Origin of the sequence: Herminiimonas sp. CN (assembly GCF_000622895.1) — a bacterium.
GTDB lineage: Bacteria > Pseudomonadota > Gammaproteobacteria > Burkholderiales > Burkholderiaceae_D > AVCC01.
The window spans coordinates 1-8,369 of the sequence record NZ_AVCC01000112.1 but is presented as its reverse complement, the minus strand read 5'-3'; the positions used below and the strand labels follow the sequence as shown (position 1 = coordinate 8,369).

Here is an 8,369-nt window from a genome sequence, read left to right as displayed (position 1 = left end):
GGCGGCTATGGAATAAGGTAAACATGAAACTCCACATCAAAAACGGCCATCTGGTCGATCCGGCCAACGGGATCGACGCCAAAAAGGATATTTGCATCGCTTCCGGCAAGATTGCCGGCATCCATGCGCCGGGCGGCGCACCGGCGGACTTTGCCGCAGCCAAGGTGATCGATGCCAGCGGCCTGATGATTGCGCCGGGCTTGGTCGATCTCAGCGCCCGTCTGCGCGAGCCTGGCTACGAATACAAGGCCACGCTCGAATCCGAAATGCAGGCCGCAATGCAGGGCGGTGTCACCAGCCTGGTCTGCCCGCCGGATACCGATCCGGTGCTGGACGAGCCGGGCTTGGTCGAGATGCTCAAGCATCGCGCCAAATCGCTGAATCAGGCCCACGTCTACCCATTGGGCGCGCTGACCGTCGGCCTGAAAGGGCAGGCGCTGACCGAGATGGCGGAACTGACCGAAGCCGGCTGCATCGGCTTTTCGCAAGCGTCGGAACCGATTCTGGACACCAACGTGCTGTTGCGCGCAATGCAATACGCGAAAACCTTCGGCTACCCGCTGTGGCTGCGCCCGCAGGATGCGCACCTGGGCAGCGGCGGCATCGCCCACAGCGGCCCGATCGCCGCGCGGCTGGGCTTGTCGGGGATTCCGGTGATTGCCGAAACCGTCGCCTTGCACACCATTTTCGAATTGATGCGGGTGACCGGCGCGCGCGTCCACCTGTGCCGGATGTCGTCGGCCGCCGGGCTGGAACTGGTGCGCGCCGCCAAGCAGGAAGGGTTGCCGGTGACCTGCGATGTTGGCGCGCATCACATCCACCTGACCGAGATGGATATCGGCTATTTCGATTCCAACGCCCGCATGCTGCCGCCGCTGCGCGCCCAGCGCGACCGCGACGCGATTCGCCAGCGCCTGCTGGACGGCACCATCGATGCGATCTGCTCCGACCACACGCCGGTCGACGATGACGAAAAACTGCTGCCCTTCGGCGAAGCCACGCCCGGCGCCACCGGGTTGGAGCTGTTGCTGTCGCTGGCGCTGAAATGGGCCGAGGAATGCGTGGCCCCGACAGCGCCAAAACAGGCAATCAGCCGGGCGATCGCCAAGATCACCACCGATGCCGCCCGGGTCAGCGGCTTGGCCGCCGGCCAATTGGGGGTGGGCAGCGTGGCCGACCTGTGCCTGTTCGATCCGGCTGCGCGCTGGACGGTGGAGGCCGGCGCGCTGGCCAGCCAGGGCAAGCACACGCCGTTTCTCGGCTACGAAATGCTCGGCCAGGTCAAGGCCACGATTGTGGCCGGCCACGTGGCGTTCCGGCGCTGACGGCCAAAAATTGAAATAACGGGAGTATCACTGAAAATATTGCATTTTTCGCATATATTAATTGTGGCAGTTAAAAATACCGTATCTAGTATATATACTGAGTCAAAGACGCTCCGAAGATGATCGCTTATCAATATTTGCGGATTTCCGCGCACCTGCTGGCGGGTTTGTGGACTTGCGCGGTGGTCTTCCCGCGCACCGATGCGGCCGGCCGCGAGCGCCGCATCCAGCGCTGGTCGGGCCAGCTGCTGGCGATTTGCGGCGTGCAGCTGGAAGTGCGGCATCTGGCGGGCCAGCAACCGGCGTCGCATGCGATGATTGTCGCCAACCATGTGTCGTGGCTGGATATCTTCGTCATCAATAGCCATCAGCCGTGCCGCTTCGTGGCCAAATCCGATGTGCGCGACTGGCCGCTGATCGGCTGGCTCAGCAGCAAGGCCGGCACGGTATTCCTGGCGCGCGGCAACCGGCGCGATGTCCGGCGGATTTACGCGGGGCTGGTGGGCGCGGTCCATGCCGGCGAGCGCATCGCATTCTTCCCCGAAGGCACCACCACTGAGCAGGGCCAGCTGCTGCCGTTCCATGCTAACCTGTTCGAGGCGGCGATCGAGGCTGCGGTGCCGGTGCAACCGTATGCGCTGCGCTATCTGGACGCCAGCGGCGCGCCGCATCCGGCAGTCGCCTTCATCGGCGACATGAGCTTTGCGCAAAGCATCGCCGCCATTTTGCGCGCGCGGGAAATCAGGGCGGAACTGGTGCGGTTGCCGGTGATCGAAACAGCCGGCGCGCACCGGCGCGACATCGCCAGCAAAACCCGGCAATCGGTGGCGCAGGCGCTGGGACACCCGGAATCGTAAGGCCGGTGATCGACTGCATCACCCCGGTTTTTGGCATTGCGGGCAATCGATCTGGATCACGCTGCGGTCCTCCAGGCATACCGCCGTCAGCTTGCCGCCCCAGACGCAGCCGGTATCGAGCGCGATCAGGTTCGGCCGTTGCAGCAGCCCCAGGGTGGACCAATGGCCGAATATCACCGTCACGTCCTCGCTGCGGCGCTGGGGCGCGTCGAACCACGGGCTGGTGCCGGGCAGTGCATTCGCCAGCCCTTCCTTGGTCGCAAAATCCATGGTGCCGTCCGGCGCACAGAAGCGGATCCGGGTCAGGATGTTGACCACGCAGCGCAGCCGGTCGGCTCCGGTCAGCGCGTCGTCCCAGCGCTCGGGCGTATTGCCGTACATTGCGCGCAGAAAATCGACCCAGTGCGGCCCGCGTAGCGCGGTTTCCACTTCGTGCGCCAGGTCCAGCGTTTGCGCGGCGCTCCACTGCGGCGCGACCCCCGCATGCACCAGCAAATGGCCATCCTGCAGGATCGCCAGCGGCTGCCGGCGCAGCCAGTCGAGCAGCGCATCGCGGTCCGGTGCGTGCAGGATGTCGTCCAGCGTATCGGAGCGATGCATCGGGCGGATGCCTTGCGACACCGCCAGCAGGTGCAGGTCGTGATTGCCCAGTACCGTCCTGGCGCGCTTGCCCAGGCCTTTCACGGTGCGCAGAGCGGCCAGCGAATCCGGCCCGCGATTGACCAGATCGCCGGCAAACAACGTGGTCGAAGTTGGCGAAACCGCATCGATGCGCGCCATCAATTCCAGCAACGGGCGCTGGCAACCCTGGATGTCGCCGATTACGTAAGTGTTCATAAGGTATGGGTTTGATCTGGAAGAGGGTGCACTATGGTCTGTTTTTATCAAGAACAGTATGCATTTTCGCTTAAAATGATGCGCTGCGATAAAATAGCAAATTAGGGTCAAGGGATATCACATGATTTTAGTTACTGGCGGGGCGGGCTTCATCGGCTCGAATTTCGTACTCGACTGGCTGGCGCACAGCGACGAGCCGGTCGTCAACCTCGACAAACTGACCTACGCCGGCAACCTGCACAACCTTGCCAGCCTGCGCGACGACCCGCGCCATGTGTTCGTCCAGGGCGACATCGGCGACGCCGCGCTGGTGGTCAGCTTGCTGGCCACGCACCGGCCGCGCGCGGTGCTGCACTTTGCCGCCGAAAGCCATGTCGACCGTTCGATCCACGGCCCGGCCGCCTTCATCGAAACCAACGTCAACGGCACTTTCACGCTGCTGGAAGCGGTGCGCGCTTACTGGGCCGGCATGTCGGCAGCCGATAAGGCTGCATTCCGCTTCCTGCACGTCTCCACCGACGAAGTGTACGGCACGCTCGGGGCCGACGATGCGCCGTTTACCGAAACCACCGCGTACGCACCGAACAGCCCGTATTCGGCTTCGAAAGCCGCATCCGACCATCTGGTGCGCGCCTATCACCACACCTACGGCTTGCCGACGCTGACCACCCATTGTTCGAATAACTACGGCCCCTACCACTTCCCGGAAAAACTGATCCCGCTGATCCTCGCCAATGCGCGCGCCGGCAAGCCATTACCGATCTATGGCGACGGCCGGCAGGTGCGCGACTGGCTGTATGTGAGCGACCACTGTGCAGCGATCCGCCGGGTACTGGCGGCAGGCAGATTGGGCGAAACCTACAACGTCGGCGGCTGGAATGAGATGGCCAACCTCGATGTGGTGCACACGCTGTGCGATATCCTCGATGCGCTCGACCCCAAACCGCGGGGCAGCTATCGCGACCAGATCAGCTATGTCGCTGATCGTCCTGGCCATGACCGACGTTATGCTATCGACGCCGGCAAGATCGAGCGCGAACTCGGCTGGAAGCCGGCAGAAACCTTCGAGACCGGGATCCGCAAAACCGTGCAGTGGTATCTGGGCAACCAGGAGTGGGTGCGCGACGTGCAGTCCGGCGATTATCTGAAGTGGGTGGAGAAACAATACGGCCTGCAGGATGGGTGAAGCCCATCCTGCAGGCCACGAACCGTTGTGCAAGCATATACCCATTGGTCAGGCATGATTTACCGCATATAAACGATATCAATTTCTAATATACTCCACACTATGACGCACCAACGCAAAGGCATCATCCTGGCCGGCGGTTCCGGTACCCGTTTATATCCGGTGACGATGTCGGTTTCCAAGCAATTGCTGCCGGTGTACGACAAGCCGATGATTTACTACCCGTTGACCACCCTGATGCTGGCCGGCATGCGCGAGATTCTGATCATTTCGACTCCGCAGGATACGCCGCGCTTTCAGGAGCTGCTGGGCGATGGCAGCCAGTGGGGCATCGATCTCAGCTATGCGGTGCAGCCGACGCCGGACGGCCTGGCGCAAGCATTCATTATTGGACGGGACTTCGTCGGCAGCCATCCTTCCGCGCTGATTCTGGGCGACAACATCTATTACGGTCACGATTTCGATGCCAAGCTGCGCGCTGCTTCCGAACGGACGGCTGGCGCTACGGTGTTTGCCTACCATGTGCACGACCCGGAACGCTATGGCGTGGTCGAGTTCGATGCCCAGCGCCGCGCGGTCAGCATCGAAGAAAAGCCGGCGCAGCCAAAATCCAGTTACGCGGTCACCGGCCTGTACTTCTACGACAGCCAGATTTGCGATATTGCAGCCAGCATCAAGCCGTCTTTCCGAGGCGAACTCGAAATCACCGACGTCAACCGGGTCTATCTGGAACGAAAGCAGCTCACTGTCGAGCTGATGGGGCGCGGCATGGCATGGCTTGATACCGGGACCCATGAGTCGCTGCTGGAAGCCGGCCAATTCATTGCAACCATTGAGAACCGCCAAGGTCTGAAAATCGCCTGCCCGGAAGAAATCGCTTATCGCAAAGGCTATATCGACGCGGCCAAACTCGAAAGCCTGGCGCAGCCACTCAAAAAGAATGGCTACGGACAATACCTGCTGCGCTTATTGAACGAGAAGATATTTTAACTTCATGCACATTCAACCGACTGCCATTCCCGACGTTCTCATTATCGAACCCAAAGTCTTTGGCGACGATCGCGGTTTTTTCTACGAGAGCTTTAACGCCCGCCGTTTCCAGGAGCTGACCGGCATCGGCGCCAGTTTCGTGCAGGACAACCACTCGAAATCGGCCAAAAACGTGCTGCGCGGCCTGCATTATCAGATCCGGCAGCCGCAAGGCAAGCTGGTGCGCGTGATCGCCGGCGAAGTGTTCGATGTCGCCGTCGATATCCGCAAAAGCTCGCCCACCTTCGGGCGCTGGGTCGGCGTCACGCTCTCCGCCGACAACAAGCGCCAGCTATGGATCCCGGAAGGCTTCGCGCACGGCTTCGTCGTCACCAGCGGGTCGGCAGAATTCCTGTATAAAACTACCGATTACTGGGCGCCTGAATTCGAGCGCAGCATCCTGTGGAGCGATCCCGCGATCGGCATCGCATGGCCGATGAGCGCGGAGCCGCTGTTGTCCGGCAAGGATACATTGGGACAGTTGCTTGCAGATGCAGAGGTATTTGCATGAAGATACTGCTCACTGGAAAAACCGGCCAGGTCGGCTACGAACTCGAGCGCAGCCTGCAAGGCCTGGGCGAAATCATCGCCCTCGAGCGCAGCCAGATGGACCTCGCCGATCTGGACCAAGTGCGCGACGTGATCCGCGCCGTCAAGCCCAGCCTGATCGTCAATCCCGCCGCCTATACCGCGGTGGACAAGGCCGAGAGCGAGCCGGAACTTGCGATGCGCATCAATGGCGATGCGCCTGGCGTGATGGCAGAAGAAGCCAGACGGCTCGGCGCGGCAATGATCCACTACAGCACCGATTACGTTTTCGACGGAGCCAAGACTACGCCTTACCTGGAAACCGATCCGGCCGGCCCGATCAACGTCTATGGCGCGACCAAACTGGCCGGCGAACAAGCGATCCAGGCCGCAGGCATCCCGTACCTGATCCTGCGCACCAGCTGGGTTTACGGCATGCGTGGCAATAATTTCCTGCGCACTATCCTGCGGCTGGCGCAAGAGCGCGAAGAACTGCGCATCGTCGCCGATCAGTACGGCGCGCCCACATGGTGTCGCACCATCGCCGGCACCACCGCCCGCATAGTTGCCCAAAGCAAGGGCGCATCAGATGCGCAAGAATGGCGGCAGGAGCGTTCGGGGATTTATCACCTGACCGCACAAGGGCAGACCACGTGGTACGGGTTCGCTCAAGCGGTACTGGAAAATGCAGCGCTTGCGAAAAAGCCGATTCTCACGCCGATCACAACGCAGGATTATCCGTTGCCCGCGAAGAGACCGATACATTCAGCAATGTCTTGCGAGAAGTTAATGAATGAATTTTGCCAATTGCCTGATTGGAAACATGCATTGATAAACTGCTTTCGTGACACTGCCATTCTAAATATGGAATGAGCCTGTATTTTTGCAAGAAACCTCTGGCATGCTGCCCGCCTGCTGATCGCATCAAAATGACCAAACGTGAAGTAGCAAGCAACTGCAAAGGTGCGTTCGCGGGCTGGGCTGGTCATTCTTCAATCGCGCGTTGATGCGTTGATCATTGCCCCTAAGTCATTCGTTGTTCCACACGATCAGAAGCATGTCAGTTATTTCTGGAGTCACAGATTAATTCATGCCGTCAGAATTTGGCTCCAATAAAATCGATACCTTATAGGGGATTTGTCTGTGCTTCCTCGGGGTAATTGCGGAAAGCGGCGCCGCAGAGCATGGGACTCCGGTGCGCCAACCATGAATGAAGAGTAGAGCTGATAAAGCTGCCAAATTCTTATAGCTCGGAGAGTGGATGATACCGGCCTAAATGGAATTCCGTGTGCGCAAAATTGCGAGATTCCTGTGTCATGGGGATCGAAGTTGCGTTCGTCCTTGTCTGATTTAGCTTGTTCAAGAAAGAAAATAGAGATGGTGCATTTAGATTCTGCCATGCGCATTAGCTGCTCTGTAGTCTGTTACCAGAATTCATTTGAGCAAATTACCCGCGTATTGCGCAGCGTTATCGCCTCATCGATTAATGTCTCCCTATATCTGATTGATAACTCTCCTAATGATAAGTTGGCTTCGGTAGCGCAACAATTCGGCGCAATTTATATTCATTTGCCTGACAATCCAGGTTTTGGCGCTGCCCACAATGTGGCAATCCAGGATGCTCTGAAAAAAGGGGTAGCGTACCACCTGGTATTGAATCCAGATGTTTATTTTTCAGCCGATGTTGTTCCGACATTGCTTGATTATATGGAGCAGCATCAGGCTGTAGGCTTGGTTGCGCCTGGAGTGTATTATTCGGACGGGAGGCAACAGCATTTATGCAAGCTGCTTCCGAGGCCGGGCGATTTATTGATGCGTCGATTTTGCCCGGCTCTGTATCGTTCCAGTGGGCGGCTGGCTTTATATGAATTGCATGCAAGCGGCTATGACAAAATTATGGATGTACCAGTGTTGTCAGGCTGCTTTATGTTGATACGTGCTGCTGTATTGGATGAGATTGGCGGATTTGATCAGCGATTTTTTATGTACCTGGAAGATGTGGATTTATCCAGACGTATCGGACAGGTTGCAAGAACAGTATACTTCCCGCATGTAACCATAATTCATGATTATGGGAAAGGCTCATATAAAGCTATGAAGCTGTTGTTCTATCATGTCAGGTCAGCAATACAGTATTTTAACAAGTGGGGCTGGTTTCTGGATACAAAAAGAGATGTCATTAATACTGCAACCATAAAGAAAATACTGTCTGTCAAAAATATTGTTGAATAAATTTTATAGTATATCGTCGCACATGCGTTATTTTTTTTCTAGAGTGCCGTTAATTCTCAAAAATATTTTTTATTATAATGCTATTGCCGTTTATTTTTGTAACATATTTTAAATAAATTTCCTGCCAAAGGGAAAAGCTCTAGAATTGACAGCGCTGGCGCTTCCTTCTGTAAAATTGGAGGCTTGGCGTGATGATTGATTCACGATAGCGGAAGAAAATAAATAAAATATAAAACTAATGAGAATGCAGCGACGTTGAATATTTTTCCGGAATGTTGAAGATTTTGCATAATCGCCAATTTCCCTAATCAATGATTAGCCAATTCTGCATTAAGTGCATTCTCTGCCAATAAAAAATATGAAGAATCATTGATG

8 protein-coding genes are annotated in these 8,369 nt (G+C 57.3%); 7 read left to right on the top strand and 1 reads right to left on the bottom strand.

The window, feature by feature from the left end; translation table 11 throughout:
* The first annotated feature begins 23 nt into the window (after nucleotides 1-23).
* Nucleotides 24-1,325: a dihydroorotase gene (locus HMCN_RS0116265; RefSeq protein WP_025918375.1), complete on the top strand. Its 1,302-nt coding sequence runs from the start codon at nucleotides 24-26 to the stop codon at nucleotides 1,323-1,325.
* 119 nt (nucleotides 1,326-1,444) lie between these two features.
* Complete coding sequence (locus HMCN_RS0116260; protein WP_025918374.1) at nucleotides 1,445-2,182, top strand: 1-acyl-sn-glycerol-3-phosphate acyltransferase; 738 nt, start codon at nucleotides 1,445-1,447, stop codon at nucleotides 2,180-2,182.
* Nucleotides 2,183-2,200: 18 nt separating this feature from the next.
* Here the strand turns inward: HMCN_RS0116260 and HMCN_RS0116255 are convergent, their stop codons facing one another.
* Entirely contained in the window at nucleotides 2,201-3,019 is an 819-nt protein-coding gene (locus HMCN_RS0116255) for a symmetrical bis(5'-nucleosyl)-tetraphosphatase (RefSeq protein WP_025918373.1), read from the bottom strand.
* Nucleotides 3,020-3,140: 121 nt separating this feature from the next.
* Between HMCN_RS0116255 and rfbB the strand changes: the two genes are divergently transcribed.
* The 5 genes from rfbB (at nucleotide 3,141) to HMCN_RS0116230 (ending at nucleotide 7,994) form a co-directional block, all read left to right on the top strand.
* Nucleotides 3,141-4,205 carry a dTDP-glucose 4,6-dehydratase gene (gene rfbB / locus HMCN_RS0116250; RefSeq protein ID WP_025918372.1) on the top strand — a complete coding sequence of 355 codons (1,065 nt, stop codon included), beginning with the start codon at nucleotides 3,141-3,143 and terminating at the stop codon, nucleotides 4,203-4,205.
* Nucleotides 4,206-4,307: 102 nt separating this feature from the next.
* The gene (rfbA, locus tag HMCN_RS0116245; protein WP_025918371.1) at nucleotides 4,308-5,195 is read left to right on the top strand and encodes a glucose-1-phosphate thymidylyltransferase RfbA; all 888 of its coding nucleotides are present in this window, start codon (nucleotides 4,308-4,310) and stop codon (nucleotides 5,193-5,195) included.
* A gap of 4 nt (nucleotides 5,196-5,199) precedes the next feature.
* On the top strand, nucleotides 5,200-5,745 hold the full coding sequence (rfbC, locus tag HMCN_RS0116240) for a dTDP-4-dehydrorhamnose 3,5-epimerase (protein ID WP_025918370.1): 546 nt from the start codon (nucleotides 5,200-5,202) through the stop codon (nucleotides 5,743-5,745).
* Nucleotides 5,742-6,635, top strand: a complete 894-nt coding sequence (rfbD, locus tag HMCN_RS0116235) for a dTDP-4-dehydrorhamnose reductase (protein ID WP_025918369.1) — start codon at nucleotides 5,742-5,744, stop codon at nucleotides 6,633-6,635. The genes rfbC and rfbD overlap by 4 nt, the downstream gene beginning before the upstream one ends.
* Nucleotides 6,636-7,091: 456 nt before the next feature.
* Nucleotides 7,092-7,994, top strand: coding sequence for a glycosyltransferase family 2 protein (locus tag HMCN_RS0116230; protein WP_238552219.1), 903 nt, complete (start codon nucleotides 7,092-7,094; stop codon nucleotides 7,992-7,994).
* Nucleotides 7,995-8,369 lie beyond the last annotated feature (375 nt).

What these genes read in the sequence shown, in the direction of transcription:
- HMCN_RS0116265 (WP_025918375.1), top strand. Translation starts at nt 24, where the DNA reads ATGAAACTCCACATCAAAAACGGCCATCTGGTCGATCCGGCCAACGGG.
- HMCN_RS0116260 (WP_025918374.1), top strand. Translation starts at nt 1,445, where the DNA reads ATGATCGCTTATCAATATTTGCGGATTTCCGCGCACCTGCTGGCGGGT.
- HMCN_RS0116255 (WP_025918373.1), bottom strand. Translation starts at nt 3,019, where the DNA reads ATGAACACTTACGTAATCGGCGACATCCAGGGTTGCCAGCGCCCGTTG.
- rfbB (WP_025918372.1), top strand. Translation starts at nt 3,141, where the DNA reads ATGATTTTAGTTACTGGCGGGGCGGGCTTCATCGGCTCGAATTTCGTA.
- rfbA (WP_025918371.1), top strand. Translation starts at nt 4,308, where the DNA reads ATGACGCACCAACGCAAAGGCATCATCCTGGCCGGCGGTTCCGGTACC.
- rfbC (WP_025918370.1), top strand. Translation starts at nt 5,200, where the DNA reads ATGCACATTCAACCGACTGCCATTCCCGACGTTCTCATTATCGAACCC.
- rfbD (WP_025918369.1), top strand. Translation starts at nt 5,742, where the DNA reads ATGAAGATACTGCTCACTGGAAAAACCGGCCAGGTCGGCTACGAACTC.